We start from the raw sequence: 20,051 nt of genomic DNA, 5'->3' as shown, positions 1-20,051 counted from the left end.
AAAAATAATTGATTAAGTGAGGGTAATAATAAAATACATATTTTTTATAATCATTATTTCAACGAAAATTTTCAGTCAAGATGTTGATACACTGAGAGACACAAACGCTGAGAGCATCTCACGATTGTATTACATTGCTGATATCAAAATCATTGGAAATAAACTTACCAATGAAAAAGTCATTCTCCGTGAAATGCAGATTAAAACCGGTTCAATAGCTTCTGATGATCTCATAAGATACGATGAAAGTAGAATCCTAAGTCTTGGATTATTTTCTCAAGTAAATTTACTTTTAGTGCCGGTGGATACAGGTTTTCAATTAGTTGTGCTGGTGGAGGAAGCATGGTACATTTGGCCAGTTCCAATTTTTGAAATTAGAGAACGCGACTGGAAAAAACTTTCGTATGGACTCGGCTTAACTGTAAGAAATCTTACCGGAATGAACGAAACTCTGTTTCTTGGCGGAGTACTTGGTTACGATCCTTGGGTAAGTATGGATTACACTCATCCATGGATACATGAAGAGTTGCATTTAACCATGCAGGGGAAAACATCCTTCATTAAAAGGAAAAATAAGAGTCGAAGATCGATTACTAATTCTCAAAATTATACTGAAGATGTCTTTTTCTCTGAAATTAATTTTGGTAAAAAATTTGGGATATTTCATGAAGTGAATTTAACCGCGGGCTTTCAATATATAAAAGTTCCGGAATATCAACCTGGCAGGACAGTCTCAACAGCAGGTATCGATAGGAATATATATACAGCAATAAAGTATAGATTTGACACTAGGGATTTTAATGTATATCCAAACAGTGGAAGCTTTCTTGGAATAGCATATCAAAAGCAAGGTATGGGTGAATCGGAAGTAAATTATCATGTTGCAGCTTTAGATTTTAGGAAATACATACAATTATCTAAATTTATTTTTGGCATGAGAAATGCGATACGGACAGTCATTGGTTCCGTAATTCCAAATTATGCTAACAGTTTCATCGGTTTTGACGAGAGAATTCGTGGACTCTATTACGATTATTTTGAGGGACACACATCTCTTGTGTCGAGTTTTGAATTTCGCTTTCCATTTATCAGGAATGAGATTGTTGCATTTGATTTTCCTCTCATTCCAAAAGAATTGTTGACTTATAACATACTGCTTGATTTTCATCTTTTCTTTGATGCTGGATTAATTTGGTTCAACAGCCAGGATTGGAAACAGCAGAAAATGATTAAAGGATTTGGTGCGGGTTTTTCAATAGTGATTCTTCCATACAAATCACTTAAAATTGATCTTGGTTTAGATGAAAAACTTTCACCTCAATTTATTTTAGACATAAGCAGTGCATTTTGATGGATAGATTTTATTTTCCAAATCTTGAAATTACCCAAGACAAGTTCTTCATTGAGGGCGAGGAAGCACATCACATCACGGGAGTTATGAGAAAAAATATCGGTGATAGAGTTGAAATAACTAATGGCGAAGGTCTGACCTGCGAGTGCGAATTAATTGCAATTAAAAAATTTAGTGTAGAATGCTCGACTATTAGCCGTACAATAGTCAAGAAGAAGAAACCACAGTTCTATTTTCTAATACCAGTAATAAAAAATCCAAGTAGATTTGAATTCATGCTCGAGAAACTTACTGAGCTTGGAGTTAACCAAATCATTCCATTTATTTCTGAAAAATCGTTGAAAGTCTCAGACAAACATGAAAGGTGGACGAAGGTTTTAATTTCGGCAATGAAACAATCACACGAACCGTTTCTCCCTGTTCTGCATTCTATGATAAATTTTGATGAAGGAATAGATAATTTAAAAAGAGGTAATTCAGTTATTTTTCACGGTGATTTCGAGGGAGAGACTTTAGAACACTTAATTTCAGTTAAGAATATTTTCTCTGCAGATTCTGTTTATCTAATTGTTGGTCCTGAAGGAGATTTCTCTGAGAGAGAAAAAGAGACTTTGTCACGTTTAGATTCTATTCCGGTGAAACTTTCTGATAATCGACTAAGAAGTGAAACAGCCGCAATCACCCTGCTGTCGTTAATCAAGAATCTTTTTAAGGGAGTTCCTTAATAATTTCTTTTAATAAAACTGAGAACTTTGATTTTGCCTGATTAGCGGTTTCAGTAACTTCGTCATGAGTGAGTTTTGTTTTGGATATTCCCGCTGCAAGATTAGTAATGCATGAAATTCCAATTGTTTTCATATTTGAATTTTGACTGAAAATAATTTCAGGCACTGTCGACATTCCAACAGCATCACAGCCGGCTTTTTTCAAGAATTGAATTTCAGCGGGCGTCTCATAACTTGGTCCGAGTGAAAATGCGTAAGTACCATTTTTTAATTCAATATTTTCTCTCTGACTCACCTTAATAGCAATTTCCATCAATTCCTTTGGGAGTTTGTTCAAATTTCGAATATGACCGCCTAAAGATGTAAATTTAGATTTATAGTGTGGGAAAAAAATATCTGTTATCAACATGAGATCGCCTGGCTGCATTCCATCAGCAATTCCTCCAGCTGCATTTGTAATAATCAAATAATTTGAATTCATTCCTATTGCAATTTGAGTGGGAAGAATTATTTTCGAAATATTATATCCTTCGTAAAGATGGATCCTGCCCTTAAAAAGAAGAATATTTTTTTGCTCATATTTACAAAGTATAATCTCACCCGCATGACCAACGACTGTCGAAATAGGATAATTTGGAATTTCTGAAGTTTTTATCGATTTTTCTTTTGTGAGTTGTCCTGCAAAATCACCTAATCCTGATCCAAGAATTATAGAAATATCAATTGAGATGTTATTGAAATTATCTTTTACGAATGAAATAATTTTATTTGCGTCAAATTCCATTATAGTAGGAATCCAGCAATGGTAGCGGTCAATAAAGTTGCAAGTGTTCCGCCAGCAACAGCTCTTAATCCCAAGGATGCAAGGTCTTTTCGTCTTTCCGGAGCAAGCGGAGAAATTCCACCTATTTGGATCGCGATAGAAGAAAAGTTTGCAAATCCACAGAGTGCAAAAGTTGCCATGGTAATTGCCTTTTCTGAAACTAATTTTCCTTGCTGGATCATTGCAGACATATCAAGATATGCAACAAATTCATTTAAAACGATTTTTGTACCGACGAGACTCCCGAAATTAATCGCATCCTGCCAAGGCACACCGATAGCAAACGCGAGAAATTGCAATACTAAACCAAATATAATTTGCAAATTAAGCGGTTGGCTGTAATGTTCCATTATTAAAGCACTTAATCCAGTCCAGTTACCTATCCATTCAAGCAAATAATTCGCCAATGCTATCAAGGCAATGAAAGCTATTAACATTGCACCGACATTCAATGCGAGTTTCATTCCATCTGAAGCACCTGCCGCGGCAGCTTCAATAACATTTGAGGCATTTTTTTCTACTTTTATTTTCACAGTACCTTTAGTTACCGGTTCTCCAATTTCCGGGAAAATGATTTTAGAAATTGCGAGAGAAGCCGGAGCAGCCATAATACTTGCTCCCAGTAATTGTGTTGCAAATTTCAATTGTGCAGCTTGAATAGTTAAGTTATGTGCTTCAGCATAAGAAGAACCTAACATTTGAATATATGCAGCCATTACTCCGCCAGCTATAGTTGCCATTCCACCAACCATAATCGTTAGAAGTTCAGAGTTTGTTAAATCTTTCAAAAATGGTCTAATCATCAATGGGGCTTCTGTTTGCCCAACGAAAACGTTGGCAGTATTTGAAAGCGATTCAGCTCCGCTAGTCCCCATCACTTTTGCCATTATCCAAGCCATACCTTGAACAATTCGCTGCATTACTCCGAGGTAGTAGAGAACTGACATTAAACTCGCAAAAAATATTATTGTGGGCAGGACTTGAAAAGCGAAAAACACTCCAAGACTTTCAACGCTTCCAGGACCAAGTGCCAATTTCCCGAAAACAAATTTTGCGCCTTCAGTTGTAAAATTCAAAACGAGAACGAAAAAGCTCGACACCCAAGCGAAAAATTGTTTTGGCCATGCTAAAGGTGAGAAGAAACTCCCCATCGCATCACCTTTCATTAGAAAAATTGCAAATATAAATTGAATTAGAAAACCACTGGTGACCAACCGCCAGTTGACTCTCTTTTTATTATTAGACATTAAAAATGCAATTCCGATGATTACTCCGATTCCGAGCAATCCATTTAACACAGCAAGAATGTTCATGAGTTATTCACCATAAATAGTGTGACATTTTCTGCAGCGGGCTTCATAAATATTTGAGGCGCCCACAACTACTCGGTCTTTACTTACTATTGTACGCTGCGTACGATCGGCTGGATTTCCGCAAACAACGCAGATGGCAAGAGTTTTTGTAATATATTCCGCAATTGCGAGCAGATGGGGCATAGGTTCAAATGGGACGCCGCGGTAATCTTGGTCTAATCCAGCGATTATCACTCGTTTACCTTCATCCGCTAGTGAGTTTACAACTTCGATAAGATTGGATTTGAAAAATTGAGCTTCATCTATTCCGATAACATGTGAATCCTTGGATAACTTCAATATCTCATCTGCATCTTGGATGACTTCTGATGGAAGCGACTGCTCTGAATGTGAAACAATTTCTTTCTCAGAATACCGATCATCGATCTTCGGTTTAAATACGATCACTTTCTGTTTGGCAATCATAGCCCGCCGGCATCTTCTAATAAGTTCCTCAGTTTTACCGCTAAACATACAACCGGCAATCACTTCTATCCATCCGGTTTTATTTGGAAGTTGCTGTTGTAAAAATTCATTCATATCATTTACTCTTCAAATTTTCATCTCCAAAAGCGAATGGAAGCAATTCAGAAAGTTTGAACACTTTTAAATTCATTTTTCCATCTACCATCACAAAATCAATGTCACCGCATAAATCCATCAGAACTTGACGACATGCGCCGCAAGGCGGGCAAAAATTTTGATCATCCGATGCAACGGCAATTGCTTTAAATTTTCGAATTCCATCTGAATAAGCCTTAAAAACAGCAACACGCTCTGCACAAATGGTTAAACCGAAAGAGCTGTTCTCAACGTTGCAGCCTGTATAAATCTCGTTACTTTCAGTTAAAAGTGCAGCCCCTACATGAAAGTTTGAATATGGTGCGTGTGCAAATTTTTTTGCCTCGATTGCTTTTTCAGCTAGATGATTATAATCGATAGGTTTCATTCTCAAAAAAGTTTATTCGAATATATTTATTCCGAAAAGTTTAGGCAAATTAAATATTTCAAAAAATTAGTGATCGTTCAGCGTTTCTTAAGCGTAAAATAAAAAGTCGGAGTAAAATATCTATTTAGTATTCCTGGCTTGTTGTTTGCCATCAGTGTTAATAGTCGTTCAAATTTCAGTGAAGCTAATATTTTTAGTAAAGTAATGTGGAACTTTGACCAAATAATCTGTTCAGATTTAGAGATGAGTGTATGAACCGCTTCTATTGTGTAAATGTTTGATTTCAATGATAATTCATCGAAGAAACTTCTTAGTTGTTTGTAACTTAAAAGTTGGGCAACACCGGGTCTTCCGATTTCCTGTCTTCGGAATAATGGAATAAAAATTTTTCGGATTAATATTCTTGGAAACAAAGCTACGAAAGGAAAACCCCAGTGTGGATCGGCAAATAAATTAATTATCGAAAATTTATTCGGAGTGCTTATGTAAATTACTCCATCCTCATTTAGAAGGTTTTTTATTTCATTCAAAACACTATAAGGATCTGTAAAATGCTCAAGAGAATCTTGCAGAATTATAACATCAAAATATTTTTGTTTGAAGGGAAGCTTCTCAGCTAAACTGTAAATTAAATTAAATTCATGAGATATTATTTTCTGAGCTTTAAGTTTATCGTCACTATGATCAACCGAAAAAAGTTGATTACCACTTCCTAAAAAATTTTGCAGGGTTCCACCAGAACCCGACCCTAGATCAAGTATTTTTTTGTTTTCGAGGTTTATTGATTTAGCTAAAATGGATTTGACAAATTCCCCTTTTTTTATGGCAGCGTTCTTGGAACGAGTCCATTTTGTGTAATTGGGGTGTGAAGGATCTTCTGTGTATTCGTAACTGATTCTCACCATCGGATATTTTTTCTTCTAGATAAAACTCCAACTATTGGATAGAATAAAGTATATGCCAATTCACCGAAAATAATTTGAAGAGGAGACAGGCTTGAACTTATTTTCCTAGAAGTATAAGAGATTGATACAACATCAAGTAAAAATTTAGGAAGCGAGAGCAGAGCTAAATCAATTCGGCTAAAAAGTATGGATACCAAAAATGTAATTGTCAAAAATAAATTTCCTATGTAGTATGCACCAAGTAAAAATTTTAATTTCATTGGATAGTATTTACTAGCAGATAGATGTCTCGTCTTTTGTCGGAAATATTTTTTAATCGAATCCGCTGGTTCTGAAAAAACAATTGAATCTTTCGCAGAAGTTAATTGAATATTTTTGCCGCTTTTCCGCAATCTTTGGAGGAACAAATCATCATCTCCGCTAAGAGAATGATTGATTGACGTGAAGCCGCGAATCATTTCGAAAACGCTTCGCCTGTAAGCGAAATTTCTGCCAAAGCTCAAGTATGGGAGCCCAATAAAATAGAAAACGCTCATTAGAAAAGAAGATTTAATATTTTCATACCTGATAAATGTATTAAAAAATCCTTTTTTAACGGCGAACGGTGAAAAACCAATAACAGCGGATATTTCGGAATCAAATTGAGATGTAACACTTGTTATCCAATCTTTACCTGGTCTGCAATCTGCATCGGTGAGGAGAATTATCTCGCCATTTGATTGAGAAATTCCGTATGTAAGTGCAGATTTTTTCCCTTTGTCCATCGAGGGATTGTTTCGGTTATCTATATATCTAAGATTTAATAATTCATTTGATGCTTTTAAAATTAATTCGCGTGTCGAGTCAGTTGAATAGTCATCAACAATTATTATTTCATACTTCTCCAAAGGATAAGTTTGCGACACAAGAGAACGGATCAGCCCGCTAATATTTTTTTCTTCATTTTTTGCAGAGACAATTACACTGATAAATTTTTGTTCGAATGGCATTTGACTTTGCTTTGTACCCTTAAATTTAGCAATTAGTACAAGCACTAAAAAAAAGTAATAAAAGACTAAAAAAAGAATTATCACGGACAGCAGTAATTCCATAAGCAGAAATTAAACTTGAAGTTTATTTAGCACGAGCGAATGAACGCATTTCATTTAATTCATTCGCAAGAAATTTTGGATCGAGATCTATGAAACCGATCTTCTGTATAAATTTATCGATGTAGAATCTCTGTCCGGCTGAGAAATAGTCCTTCATATAATCTGCAAGTGATTTATTCTCGAACCAGTTATGACCATACAATTCGCGTATTTTTGTTTTAAACATTGCTTCGATAAACCATGCCCGAAGATAATCAACTGTGTAGAAGAAATCATCAACATCATCTAAGTAGTAATTTTTATCAGATGGATGTTGTTTATAGCCCAACACGGTACTTAAAATTTCCGAATACTTATCTGGCGCATTTTCAAAAGAGTCAATCAATTGATACTCGTAAATAAACTTTGCGCAATATCTTCTCGCCATGTACAATCGTTGAAAAGTTCTGAATTTTATAAAAGATTTAAATTCTGGCTCCTTCATCCCTAAAAAGTTTTTTAACCAATGAGGTTCATCCAACAAATGTTCGAATAAAAAAGAGTATGTTTCAGAATTCGTATAATTCCCAAGGTATTGGAACTCCATAAACTTTTCTGTGGTGAGGGCATAATGTAATGCGTGTCCTGTTTCGTGGAAGAGAGCCGCATAATCGTCAAATCCGCCAATTGGCTTAATGCTCATTCGAATATCTGTCGGGATCTCGATAGTAAAACAAGCTGCTCTAGGATTTTTCGTTGGTCGATTTTCCATATCGAGAATGATGTTTCTCATCGTATCAATTTCAAAACCCATTGAAGAGAAAGAGTTTTTCCAAACACTCACAAGACTATCTTTTGGGAAAGCTTTATCGAATTTATCGTTGCGAAGTAATCTTGAAACATCGTATCGGAAAAAATTATCACGATTAAGTTTATTTGTTCTTAAAATGTCATCGAGCAAAATAAAATAAAGCTCGTTTGTTGAGCTTATAAAACCTTCAACACTCTTCGAAAATTTATTGAGATCTTCACTTCGAACCATTGCACCAAATTGATTGAATGATTTAAATCCAAGTGAATCTAAAATGATGCTCTTTCTGATTTGATAAAGTTTTCGATAATTTATATTTAGCTCCTTGTAAATCGAATTCGCTGACTTATAAAGTCTTTCTCTCTTTGATTGAATTTTCTCATTTGCTATCTGGCTTCTCAAATTGTAAAAGGGAATTGCTCCTCGATCTGTATAGACCAAACCGCTGCTCATTTGATTTTCAATTTTATCTGATAAAGCCGCGGTTGATTTTTTAACGATTTCAGTATAAATGTGAACTTTGAGTCTTTCAAGTTTATCAACACGTTCAGGCCGCTGTTCAAGTTTTAAAAGCTCATTGATAGTATTAATATTTTCAATCGTGAATAAGTGGGGGGATTTTTTATAGAGATTGTTGAGATTTAGCTTACTGCCGTAAACGTAATTGTCAAATTCCAATCTGTTCGATTGAAGTATAAATTCCAAAACTTCTGTTCTAAGAGAATCTACCTCGCTGCGGAGGAATTCAAGCTCGTCTCGTTTTGCACCGGGGCAGCCCATAAAAATACTCGCAGTAATTGTTGTTATTAAAAATAGTGGCACGAAAACTTTTATATTATTCTTCATTTAATACCCACTCATCAAAATGTTGATTGTTTATTGGTGATAAGAACCTAGATATTTTTGTATAGATTAAACCATTACCTCTTTCGAACATAGTCATCGGATATGTGATAAAGAGATTTCTTTTTGCTCTCGTGCATGCAACATACATCAATCGCCGTTCTTCTTCAATGTCGTCGAATGATTCTGCAGATCGTGCACTGGGGAAAAAACCCTCGACTACAGAAATTACAAAAACGGAATGCCACTCCAGTCCTTTTGCAGAGTGAATTGTACTTAAGGTCAAGAATTCTTCTTCATTTCCAGAAGCAGCAATATCATACACGCTTGAACTCGGAGGCTCGAGTGCAAGGTCATCAAGAAATGAGTTCAACGATCTATAATTTTCACTAATCATTTGAAAGATTTCAAGGTCTTTCAGTCGTTTGTGAAAGTCGTCGTACTTTTCTCTCAGCAATGGTTCGTAATAGGGAATTATTAAACTTAATCGATCCGATGGGGTAAGAGACGGCTTTGATGATTTTGTTAATGTCTCGAAAAGCGTAAGAACATTTTCGGGATAATTTTTATTACGGATAAATTTTTGGAGATCGAATTTTGTTTTTGAAGTTTTTTCAATCTCATCTATAATGTCACGTGCTTTTTTGGGCCCGATGCCGGCAAGGAGCTGAAGAACTCTAAACCAGCTTATTTTGTCAACTGGATTGTTTATTATTCGCAATAGACTGATTAAGTCTTTCACATGGGCGGTTTCAATAAATTTCATCCCGCCGAATTTTTTAAATGGAATTCCGACTTTATTCAACTCAATTTCCAAATCAAACGAGAGATATCCCGACCGAAATAGAACGGCAATTTCTTTTAAATCGATTCCTTCCTCTCGCAATTCGAGGACCTTATCGACTATGAACTTCGACTGAAGATTATCACTATCTGCAGAAACTAAATAGGGGAGCTCGCCAAAAGAATTTTTTGTGAATAAAACCTTTGGGAATTTTTCCTTAGCGTGGGCAATGATTTCATTTGTGTAATTCAAAATTGCCTGCGTGCTGCGATAATTCTCTTCGATAGTTATAAGCTTAGCATCTTTAAATTGATTTGGGAAATCGATTATGTTCTTAAAGTTCGCTCCTCTAAAAGAATAGATACTCTGCGAGTCATCTCCGACAACCATAATATTCCGCGATCCGCCAAGCAAAGTCACGATATCAGCTTGAAGTTTGTTGGTATCTTGAAATTCATCCACCATAATATATTTATAAGTCCGATGAATGTATTTTCTGAAATCCTCATTCTCAATAAGAAGCTTTTTTAACGTTAGAAGTAAATCGTCGTAATCAAGCATCGAATTTCGTTTTTTGAACTCATGATATTCTTTATTTAATAAGAGTATATCATCAAGTGAATCGATGAAATGATGATAATCTTCACGAACGATTTCCTCAACAGATCTTTGGCGATTAACTGCCAGGCTGAAAATATCGGCAAGAGCTTGTTTCTTCGGAAATCTTCTTTTGTTTTTATCAAAACCTAAATTGCCTCTAAGAAGATTGATGACATCTTCGCTGTCAGATTGATCAAGAATTGTGAAAGTTGAACTCAGCCCAATTTTATTCGCGAATTTTCTCAAAATTAAATTGGCGAATGAATGGAATGTCCCGCCTGCAACTTTTTCAGCTCTCGAATCGATTAGCTCTGCAGCCCGCCGCAGCATTTCCTGAGCGGCTTTGCGAGTAAATGTAAGAAGAAGAATTGAGCCAGGATTCACTCCAGATTCTATTAATCTTGCAACTCGAAATACAAGCGTGCGAGTCTTCCCAGTCCCTGCACCAGCAATTACAAGTACAGGTCCTACGGTTGTCATTACTGCTTCTAACTGTGCAGGATTTAGGAGATTTTTATAATCAAGTTTATATTTTGGCTCGATGGGTTTAAGATTCTCATCGAGCCCGATATTAGACACTCTTTTTAGACTGTATTTTTTTACCATCGTGAATATTTTTTGTATGCACGCGGTTTGTCTAAAATTTCTTTAAAGATCATTCCTTTCTGAAGGTCGGTGTATCCTTTGAATGAAATATCGAATTTTTCTTTTACTTGTTCTTCATCAGCCAATTTGACAGTGCTGTCATAATTGTAAAGATCGAGAATGGGTTGAGCAAAATCTGCCTCGATTTTTTTCTTCTTATCTATATGCTCGACAGCCGCCGCTTTGAACTTGAAACTTTCTGATTGAGTATCTTTAGATTTGAACTTAAACTGGTCATCAGATTTATCAGAATATTTGCCATCAATTATGACCTCTGTTTCAGTTTGTCGTTCATCGGGGAAAGTTTCTCGTTCGCGTTTTATTCCTAGGAGATCTTCAATTTCAGCGAGAACATCTTGTGTTGTTTCAGCTTCATCCGGAATTGAAACATCCTCGTAATGTTCTTGCTGCTGTTCCGTTCTTTTGGGAATCTGCTGCGGCTTTTTCTTTTTAAAGAATGGAGAAAGTAAAGCATAAGCTATAAATAGAATTAACAGTATGTCAAAAATGTTTTCCATTTATTTTTCTTCTTTTTTGCCGGGACCTTTTGAAATAGATTGCCGCATATCTGTATCAGCTTGAATGTTGCGAATATTGTAGTAATCCATTATACCGAGATTCCCTTCTCTAAATGCTTCAGCAATAGCTTTTGGAATTTCAGCTTCGGCTTCAATAACTTTTGCTTTCATCTTTTGTACTTCTGCGACCATTTCTTGTTCGGTTGCAACTGCAGCTGCGCGTCTCTCTTCGGCTTTTGCACGGGCAATTTTCAAGTCGGCTTCCGCTTGGTCTGTCTGCAATTTTGCACCAATGTTCTCACCAACATCGACATCCGCAATATCGATTGATAAAATTTCAAATGCGGTTCCTGCATCCAATCCTTTTTCTAAAACAGTCTTAGAAATTCGATCGGGATTTTCAAGTACTTCTTTATGAGAATTGGATGAACCAATTGTAGTGACAATTCCTTCACCAACTCTTGCAATAATTGTTGCTTCACCTGCACCGCCAACCAATCGTTCAATGTTGGCTCGAACAGTAACTCGTGCGATTGCCCGAACTTGAATTCCATCTTTTGCAATAGCTGCGATAGGCGGTGTCTCAATAACTTTTGGATTGACGCTCATTTTTACTGCTTCTAATACATCTCTGCCAGCGAGGTCTATTGCTGTTGCTCGTTCAAAGCTTAAATCGATATTTGCTTTATCCGCTGAGATAAGAGCATTGATTACTTTTTGAACGTTTCCGCCAGCAAGATAGTGAGCTTCGAGTTTACCGGTTTCGACAACGATTCCAGCTTTAGTAGCAGTGATTAAACTTTTTACGATAATTTGAGGTGGGACTTTCCTCAGCCTCATTCCGACCAAATCGGAAAATATTTTAACCTTTACTCCGGCAAAATATGCTGTGATCCATAATCCTACAGGGATGAAATAGGTAAATATGATTAGAAAAAGTATTAGTCCGATAATTATAAGAAATGCTAATCCCGTTAATGCTTCCATTTTTTCTCCATTAAATAATTAGATTTTTGAAAAATATAGTTAATATTTACTTCTTAATAAAATTGAATCGCTTTGTCAAATCAATCTGCTTCACAAATCAATCCTTCATAAGTGCTTTGAAAAATATTTTTGGTTTCCTCATCGAATAAATAAAAGTGAATTTCCTCGAGACTCTGCGGCTGGTAGTTTAATACAGCATTCAACATTGTCTCCGCACACTTCTCTTTTGAAAATCCACCGACTCCAGTCCCGAAAGCTGGAAATGAAACTGAACTGATCTGCAATTTATCACAAAGCTTGAGCGTGTTTAACGTTGCATCTCGAATATATAATTCTGAGGTGATTAAATCCTGACCCATTACTGCTGCATGTATAACAAATTTCGATAAGAGGATTCCGGAATTTGTTTCTATTGCAGACCCTATAGGTATTGGACCTTTTGAAACTGCCTCAGCTTCAATAATGCTTCCACCGACACGTTTAATTGCACCTGCAACACCAGCTCCCATCCAAAGATGGTCATTCGCTGCATTGACAATTGCATCGGTTTCTGAAATTGTGATATCACCTTTTTTAATAAAAATCTTCATTTTTATCAGATTTTCAAACAATTTATTGTATTCAGGCTCTTGGTGTAAAAGTACGAAAAAGATTTATAATTAGCTTCCTTGAATAAGCATCTCTAATTAGCTATATTTTCACCGATAATAATATTGACTTAGAGCAAAAGGAAAGAAATGGACGGAAATTTTTCAAATAGAGTACAAGATGTGATAAGACTCAGTCGCGAAGAAGCTTTACGTTTAGGTCATGACTACATTGGCACGGAACATTTACTGCTTGGATTGATTCGCGAAGGAGAAGGGATTGCGATAAGAATTCTTAAGAACCTTGGTGTAGATCTTCTGAAACTTAAGCGAGCAGTCGAAGATACAGTAAGAACTTCGGGTGGAACCTTAACAATCGGAAATATACCGCTTACAAAATCAGCTGAGAAAGTACTCCGAATTACACAAATAGAATCAAAGATTTACAAAGCTGAAGTCATTGGGACTGAGCATTTACTACTTTCGTTATTACGAGATGAAGAGAACATTGCATGTCAGATTCTGCATCAATTTCATGTATCATACGATTCAGCCCGTTCTGAATTAAATAATATAATGAGTGGAAAATCATCTTCCACACCAAGTCATGTCCCATACGAACGAAAGCCTGATAAAACTAAAACTCCGGTTTTGGATAATTTTGGAAGAGATTTAACTAAACTCGCAGCAGAAGATAAATTGGATCCAGTTATCGGGAGAGAAAAAGAAATTGAACGAGTTGTTCAAATTCTCAGCCGGCGGAAAAAAAATAATCCTGTCTTGATCGGTGAACAAGGCGTTGGAAAAACTGCGATTGCAGAAGGATTGGCATTAAGAATAATTCAAAAGAAAGTCCCGCGAGTATTATACGATAAAAGAGTTGTTACGTTGGATTTAGCTGCACTTGTTGCTGGCACCAAATATCGTGGTCAGTTCGAAGAACGAATGAAAGCATTAATGAATGAATTAGAAAAAGCAAAAGAGGTAATACTCTTCATTGATGAACTACACACGATAGTCGGTGCAGGAGGTGCATCTGGTTCATTGGATGCATCGAATATGTTTAAGCCGGCACTTGCTAGAGGTGAACTGCAGTGCATTGGTGCGACTACGCTTGATGAATATCGACAGTACATCGAAAAAGATGGAGCTCTTGATAGAAGATTTCAAAAGATTCTTGTTGATCCAACAACGGTCGACGAAACAATCGAGATACTTGAAAATATAAAATACAGATATGAAGAGCATCACAGTGTTCGATATACAGATGATGCAGTGAAATCTTCAGTTGTGCTGAGTGACAGATACATTACAGATAGACATTTGCCCGACAAAGCAATTGATGTTTTAGATGAAGCCGGCGCCAGAGTTCATCTCGCGAACATACATGTTCCTCAAGAAATTCTTGACCTTGAAGAAGAAATTGTGAAGATCAAGCAGCAGAAAATTCAGGTTGTAAAAAGTCAAAACTATGAAGAAGCGGCTCGGCTCCGTGATATGGAACATAAATTCCAAAATGAACTTGAGAAAGCAAAGAAAGAGTGGGAAAAAGAAACAAGCTCGGTTGTACATGAAGTTGGCGAAGAAGATATTGCTTCAATAGTTGCTATGATGACAGGAATACCAGTAACTCGTGTTGCGCAATCAGAATCTGAAAAACTGCTCAAGATGGAAGAGACGATCAAAAAGCAAATAATCGGTCAAGATGAAGCAATCATTAAACTCACTAAAGCAATTCGACGTGCAAGAGCAGGCTTAAAAGATCCGAAACGCCCGATTGGAAGTTTTATTTTCCTTGGACCAACCGGAGTGGGAAAGACTGAGTTGGCAAAAGTTTTGGCGAGATATCTATTTGATTCTGAAGATGCTCTGGTAAGAATCGACATGTCTGAATATATGGAAAAGTTTTCCGTATCAAGATTAGTAGGAGCTCCTCCTGGTTATGTCGGATATGAAGAGGGCGGGCAACTTACAGAAAAAGTTCGCCGTAAACCTTATTCTGTTGTGTTGTTAGATGAAATTGAAAAAGCACATCCCGATGTGTTCAACATTCTTCTCCAAGTTTTCGACGATGGAATTTTAACCGATGGACTTGGGAGGAGAGTTGATTTTAAAAATACAATCATTATTATGACTTCTAACGTTGGTACTCGAGACATTAAAAAAGCTGGTATGATGGGATTCGGCAAGAAAGAAATCGAAGATGATTACAAACACATGAAAGATACGATTGAAGATTCAATGAAACGACTCTTCAATCCGGAATTTTTAAACCGAATTGACGATTACATTGTATTCCATCATCTCACAAAAGAACATATTCTCGAAATCATTGGACTGAAGTTAGACGATCTGTGGAAGAGAATGTCTGCGCAAAATGTTAAAATCAGTTTAACTGATCAGGCAAAGAATTTTCTTGTTGAAAAAGGATATGATCCCGTTTATGGTGCACGCCCATTGAAAAGAGCATTGCAAAAATATCTTGAAGATCCAATTGCAGAGGAAATGCTCAAAGGGACATTCAAAGAGGGTAATCCTGTCGTGGTGGATCACACTAACGATGAAGATCTGCTTCGATTCAATCCAAGCGATTCCACTGAATCACCATCCCATGATGAAGAAGTGGAAGAGAAGTTAAAACCTTAACATTTTTATAATTGCAGGTCGAAGGAATGAATTCGGCCTGCAAATTCAAAAACTCCCCAAGATTTTAGTTATTTCCAAGAAAAAAACTCTTTGCCCAAAATCAATTATGGCTTATATTTGCAGCACTTTGAAATCCAAATTCAATAAATAATTAGGCTTCTAAAATGAAAAAATCTTTTCTCATTTTCTTATTTGCGGTCATTTCGGTTTCAGTTAATGCTCAAGTTGAATATTCTTCCCGTCTTGCTGAAAAATTAGAGCAAATGTCGAATATCGAATATGTGCGTGTACTTTGTTTGCTTCGTGATCGTGTAGACATTGAAGCTCTTGACAAACAACTTTATGCAGAGAATGCTTCACTTGAAAGAAGAGCTTATGAAGTTATCACTCGTCTTCAGGAAAAGGCAAATATTACTCAAACCAATCTGAAAAATTTTTTAGCTTCAAAAGTATTTACTAACGAAGTTAAAGCTTTTGAATCTTTATGGGTTACAAACCTAATTGTTGTAGAAGCAACAAAACCTATTATCCAAGAATTATTGCGCAATTCAGAAATTGAGTCCATGGATATTGATGCAATGCTTCGGCTGGATCCCTATGTCAACGAAGGTGATTCACCGCCAAAAGCTGCTGGGACAGAGACCGGATTAAAAGTCGTTGGAGCTGATAAAGTGTGGAAACTCGGCATCACCGGAGCTGGAAGTATCGTAATGGGAATAGATACAGGTGTAGAAGGAACTCATCCTGCTTTCGCCTCACGATGGCGTGGGAATTTTGTTCCAGCAAGTCAAGCATGGTTCGATCCTGAAACAAGTACAACATCCCCTAACGATTGCGACAGCCACGGCACTCATACAATGGGGACAATGTGCGGACGTGCTGGCTCCGATACAATCGGAATGGCATTCGATGCACAGTGGATCGCAGCAAAAACTATTTGTTCTTCTCCTGCTACGAGTAAAAATTTAGCAGCTTTTCAATGGGCAATGAATCCAGATGGAAATCCATCGACGATAGACGATATGCCAACTGCAATTAATAATTCGTGGTACGATCCAAACACGACAAATCAATGTTCAGGTACTTACAAAACTACATTTGACGCGGTTGAAGCTGCCGGAATAGCAATTGTATTTAGTGCAGGAAATAACGGACCTAATGCTTCCACCATCACTATGCCCAAAAATATTAATACCGATGATGTGAATGTTTTTTGCGTAGCGAATGTTAATGGAAATACAATTGGTTATCCGATTGCAAGTTCATCAAGCCGCGGTCCTTCGACTTGCGGAGGAACTGGTTCGCTCTTGATCAAACCCGAAGTCTCTGCACCAGGTACATCAGTTCGTTCAGCAACACTTGGCGGATCCTACGGTACTAAATCTGGAACATCAATGGCATCTCCTCATGTTGTTGGAGCAATAGCTTTATTGAAACAAGCTGCACCGCATTTAACTGGCAGACAATTGAAATTAGCTTTGTATAATACAGCAGTTGATTTAGGAGAACCGGGAGAAGATAATACTTACGGAAAGGGGATCATCGATGTATATGCCGCCCTTCTTTATTTAGGAAGTAGAGATTCTATCGGTCCAACAAGAATAACCAATCTTGCTGTTACAGCGCCTGGATCAAACAGTTTAAAGTTGACCTGGACAGCTCCCCATGATACATCACCAGGCGGTGTTACACAATACGACATTCGCTACACAACAAGCGGAATGATCACAGACACGAATTCCTTTAATTCAGCAACGAAAATTTTAAATTCGCCTAAACCTGATAGTACTGGTATGCCGCAATCCATTAATATTGCTGGATTAGCTTCTAGCACAACATATAATTTTGCTATTCGCTCGAGAGATGTCTGGGGAAACTGGTCAGAAGTTTCAAATAGTCCAAGTGGAGTGACACTCGCAAATCCGAATTTATCTTTAAATAGAGATTCACTTTCATTCGTTAAACCGAAAGATGTTGCTTTCAGTGATTCTGTAATGGTCAGTAACACTAGTTCTTCTCCATCCACGCTCGATTTCGAAGTCGTACTTCAGAATCATACTTTCCCAACAAAGAGCTTTTCAATTAAAGCTCTGCCCGTATGGGATGAAAGCATGAGAGCTTCAAATGATAAATCGAATAATCCAAGCGGAAACGGAATATCAATCGAAGGAAGCGGTGGTCCGGATCTTTACGGTTATAGATGGAAAGATAGTGACGAAGCCAGTGGGCCGAGATTTACTTGGTCGTCGATTTCGACTATCGGTACAGCGATAACATTGAATGATGATGCATTCTCCCTTCAGACTTTGCCATTTAATTTTAACTTTTATGGAAATAACTACAATTCTGTAGAAGTTGTCAGCAATGGTTATTTAAGATTTACGAATTACACAACAACCTATCCAACGAATGGAGCAATTCCCGCAACAGCTCTTCCGAACAATGGAATTTATGGTTTTTGGGATGATCTGGCACCAAATCAAGGCGGAAATGTTTATGTCTATTCTGATGCAGTTGGAGGTAAATTTATTGTAGAATACAACAATGTGGCTAGATATAACAATACTACAAGCAGAGTTACTTTTCAAATTGAACTTCAGAGAAGCGGATCAATTACATATCGATATTTGAGCATGGTGGGAACGATGAACAGTGCTACAATCGGAATTGAAAACAGCACAGGAACAGATGGACTTCAGGTCGTTTATAATAATAATTATGTCAAAGATAGTCTTGCCATTAAATTCCAAAAAGAACCTGAATGGTTGAACTTAAATAGACTTTCCGGTTCTATAGCACAGGGAAATTCATTAGCATTAGTTCTTCAGATGAACACGGCTGAGCTTCTTGCAGGCATTTATAGAATGGAAATGAAAGTTACAAGTAACGATACATCAAAGCCAACAGCAATCGTACCGGTTCGATTGATGGTAATCGATTCGTCAGCTTCTGCCGCATCGAGTTTCTCGACACAAGCCGGATGGAATCTAATTTCGATTCCGCTCCAAGCTGTTTTGAAAACAAAGAGCGATCTTTTCCCAACGTCAAATTCAAATGCTTATGGTTATTCAAATGTATATACCATCAAAGATACACTTGAACTTGGGTACGGCTACTGGTTGAAATTTCCATCGAATCAAAATCACACTATATTTGGAAATAATGTCAGCTCAACAAGTGTCCCTCTTAATAATGGATGGAACATGATCGGTTCATTGAACGATAGCATTACAATTTCTACAATCACCACAACTCCTCCTGGAATTTTGGCTTCAGTCTTTTATGGATATAACAGCGGTTATTACACTGCTTCCGTAATCGAAAAAGGAAAAGGATATTGGATCAAATCGAACAATTCCGGAACATTGAATTTATCAACTACACTTGCAAAAGATGGTAGTTCTGGTTTAGCGGCATTTATTGATCCAGATTGGCCAATGCTGAGAATATCAGATGCATCTGGAAACAACACAAATCTTTATTTAAGTAATTCATCTGTTTCGGAGATTTACGAATTACCTCCGGCTCCGCCGATCGGGATCTTTGATGCGAGATTCACCAATAACAAATTTGCTGGAAATATAAACGAAACGAATTTAATTCAATTCTCTTCATCAAGCTATCCAATTGAAATTGAAGTATTGAATTCAAAATCTTCATTTAAGATCGAAGACGTGGTGAATGGTAATTTGTTAAAACAGACTCTAAGTGAAAACCAGAAAATTATTGTTACAAATCCAGCAATTAATTCGGTTAGATTAAATTCCAATGCTGCACCGACTTCGTATTCGCTTGATCAGAATTATCCGAATCCGTTTAACCCCAGTACGAATATCAAATTCCAAATCCCGATTACGAGTAAAGTTAGTTTAGTTGTGTATGATGTGCTCGGAAGGGAAGTTGCCTCTCTGGTTAATGAAGTTAGAGAATCAGGTGTATATAATGTAATATTCAACTCAGAGCAGTTCGGACTTTCGAGCGGAATTTATTTCTATCGGCTTGTGGTGAGCGGAGCGAATCCATTGGCTGCTGGAGAATTTACCTCAATTAAAAAATTAATTTTGATGAAATAAACGCTTTGTTCTATGTAATGAAAAACCCGACCAGCATCAGCCGGTTGGGTTTTTATTGACCGTTGATGATTAGTTAATCTTAACTTTACTATGCATGTTTTAAATTTAATTTTATTATTATAACTATATGAATAAAATTAAATTTCAATCCATGATTTGGTTGTTGATCTTTTTGATCAATTTCGGTTTTTCACAATCCTGGATTCGCATAAATCAGCTCGGTTATTTTGAACAATCCATTAAAATTGCTATCACAAAAAGTGAGGAAAATTTATGGCGGTTAACATATCTATATTGGGGAGGATTTAATCCTGAAGAAAACCGCTCGATTATTTTGAGACTTTCAAAAATTCTTAACTTAACTTTTTGACATTTATCTTAA

16 protein-coding genes are annotated in these 20,051 nt (G+C 36.7%); 5 read left to right on the top strand and 11 right to left on the bottom strand.

The features are described 5' to 3' along the window. Window positions 1-16 precede the first annotated feature (16 nt). Entirely contained in the window at window positions 17-1,351 is a 1,335-nt protein-coding gene (locus FJ213_02170) for a hypothetical protein (GenBank protein MBM4174965.1), read from the top strand. Further along, on the top strand, window positions 1,351-2,076 hold the full coding sequence (locus FJ213_02165; protein MBM4174964.1) for a 16S rRNA (uracil(1498)-N(3))-methyltransferase: 726 nt from the start codon (window positions 1,351-1,353) through the stop codon (window positions 2,074-2,076). Before FJ213_02170 ends, FJ213_02165 begins: the two co-directional genes overlap by 1 nt. Here the strand turns inward: FJ213_02165 and FJ213_02160 are convergent. From FJ213_02160 to FJ213_02110, 11 genes are all read right to left on the bottom strand, one after another. Then, window positions 2,060-2,860, bottom strand: coding sequence for a purine-nucleoside phosphorylase (locus FJ213_02160; protein MBM4174963.1), 801 nt, complete (start codon window positions 2,858-2,860; stop codon window positions 2,060-2,062). The two genes, FJ213_02165 and FJ213_02160, sit on opposite strands and share 17 nt — an antisense overlap. Continuing rightward, complete coding sequence (locus FJ213_02155) at window positions 2,860-4,212, bottom strand: NupC/NupG family nucleoside CNT transporter (protein ID MBM4174962.1); 1,353 nt, start codon at window positions 4,210-4,212, stop codon at window positions 2,860-2,862. Before FJ213_02155 ends, FJ213_02160 begins: the two co-directional genes overlap by 1 nt. Window positions 4,213-4,215: 3 nt before the next feature. Beyond that, the gene (locus FJ213_02150) at window positions 4,216-4,791 is read right to left on the bottom strand and encodes a thymidine kinase (protein MBM4174961.1); all 576 of its coding nucleotides are present in this window, start codon (window positions 4,789-4,791) and stop codon (window positions 4,216-4,218) included. 1 nt (window position 4,792) lies between these two features. Next, entirely contained in the window at window positions 4,793-5,200 is a 408-nt protein-coding gene (locus FJ213_02145; protein MBM4174960.1) for a cytidine deaminase, read from the bottom strand. Window positions 5,201-5,277: 77 nt separating this feature from the next. Next, a complete protein-coding gene (locus FJ213_02140; protein ID MBM4174959.1) occupies window positions 5,278-6,105 on the bottom strand; it encodes a class I SAM-dependent methyltransferase in 828 nt (275 codons plus the stop codon). Next, a complete protein-coding gene (locus tag FJ213_02135) occupies window positions 6,099-7,196 on the bottom strand; it encodes a glycosyltransferase (GenBank protein ID MBM4174958.1) in 1,098 nt (365 codons plus the stop codon). The genes FJ213_02140 and FJ213_02135 overlap by 7 nt, the downstream gene beginning before the upstream one ends. A 22-nt stretch (window positions 7,197-7,218) precedes the next feature. Next, window positions 7,219-8,832, bottom strand: coding sequence for a hypothetical protein (locus FJ213_02130; GenBank protein ID MBM4174957.1), 1,614 nt, complete (start codon window positions 8,830-8,832; stop codon window positions 7,219-7,221). Beyond that, window positions 8,822-10,819, bottom strand: a complete 1,998-nt coding sequence (locus FJ213_02125; protein MBM4174956.1) for an ATP-dependent helicase — start codon at window positions 10,817-10,819, stop codon at window positions 8,822-8,824. Before FJ213_02125 ends, FJ213_02130 begins: the two co-directional genes overlap by 11 nt. After that, window positions 10,813-11,376 carry a hypothetical protein gene (locus tag FJ213_02120; protein ID MBM4174955.1) on the bottom strand — a complete coding sequence of 188 codons (564 nt, stop codon included), beginning with the start codon at window positions 11,374-11,376 and terminating at the stop codon, window positions 10,813-10,815. The genes FJ213_02125 and FJ213_02120 overlap by 7 nt, the downstream gene beginning before the upstream one ends. Then, window positions 11,377-12,363: a UPF0365 family protein gene (locus FJ213_02115; protein ID MBM4174954.1), complete on the bottom strand. Its 987-nt coding sequence runs from the start codon at window positions 12,361-12,363 to the stop codon at window positions 11,377-11,379. Between the two features lie 80 nt (window positions 12,364-12,443). Continuing rightward, a complete protein-coding gene (locus FJ213_02110; protein ID MBM4174953.1) occupies window positions 12,444-12,953 on the bottom strand; it encodes an Appr-1-p processing protein in 510 nt (169 codons plus the stop codon). A 147-nt stretch (window positions 12,954-13,100) separates the two neighbouring features. Between FJ213_02110 and FJ213_02105 the strand changes: the two genes are divergently transcribed. The 3 genes from FJ213_02105 (at window position 13,101) to FJ213_02095 (ending at window position 20,039) form a co-directional block, all read left to right on the top strand. Further along, the gene (locus FJ213_02105) at window positions 13,101-15,596 is read left to right on the top strand and encodes an ATP-dependent Clp protease ATP-binding subunit (GenBank protein MBM4174952.1); all 2,496 of its coding nucleotides are present in this window, start codon (window positions 13,101-13,103) and stop codon (window positions 15,594-15,596) included. A gap of 164 nt (window positions 15,597-15,760) precedes the next feature. Continuing rightward, a complete protein-coding gene (locus FJ213_02100; GenBank protein MBM4174951.1) occupies window positions 15,761-19,669 on the top strand; it encodes a T9SS type A sorting domain-containing protein in 3,909 nt (1,302 codons plus the stop codon). Between the two features lie 127 nt (window positions 19,670-19,796). Next, window positions 19,797-20,039 (top strand): hypothetical protein, encoded by a 243-nt coding sequence (locus FJ213_02095; protein ID MBM4174950.1) that lies wholly within the window; start codon window positions 19,797-19,799, stop codon window positions 20,037-20,039. Window positions 20,040-20,051: the final 12 nt, after the last annotated feature.

Source organism: Ignavibacteria bacterium, assembly GCA_016873845.1.
In the GTDB taxonomy this organism is placed as follows: Bacteria; Bacteroidota; Ignavibacteria; order Ch128b; family Ch128b; genus JAHJVF01.
This window is presented reverse-complemented; position numbering and strand designations above follow the sequence as displayed.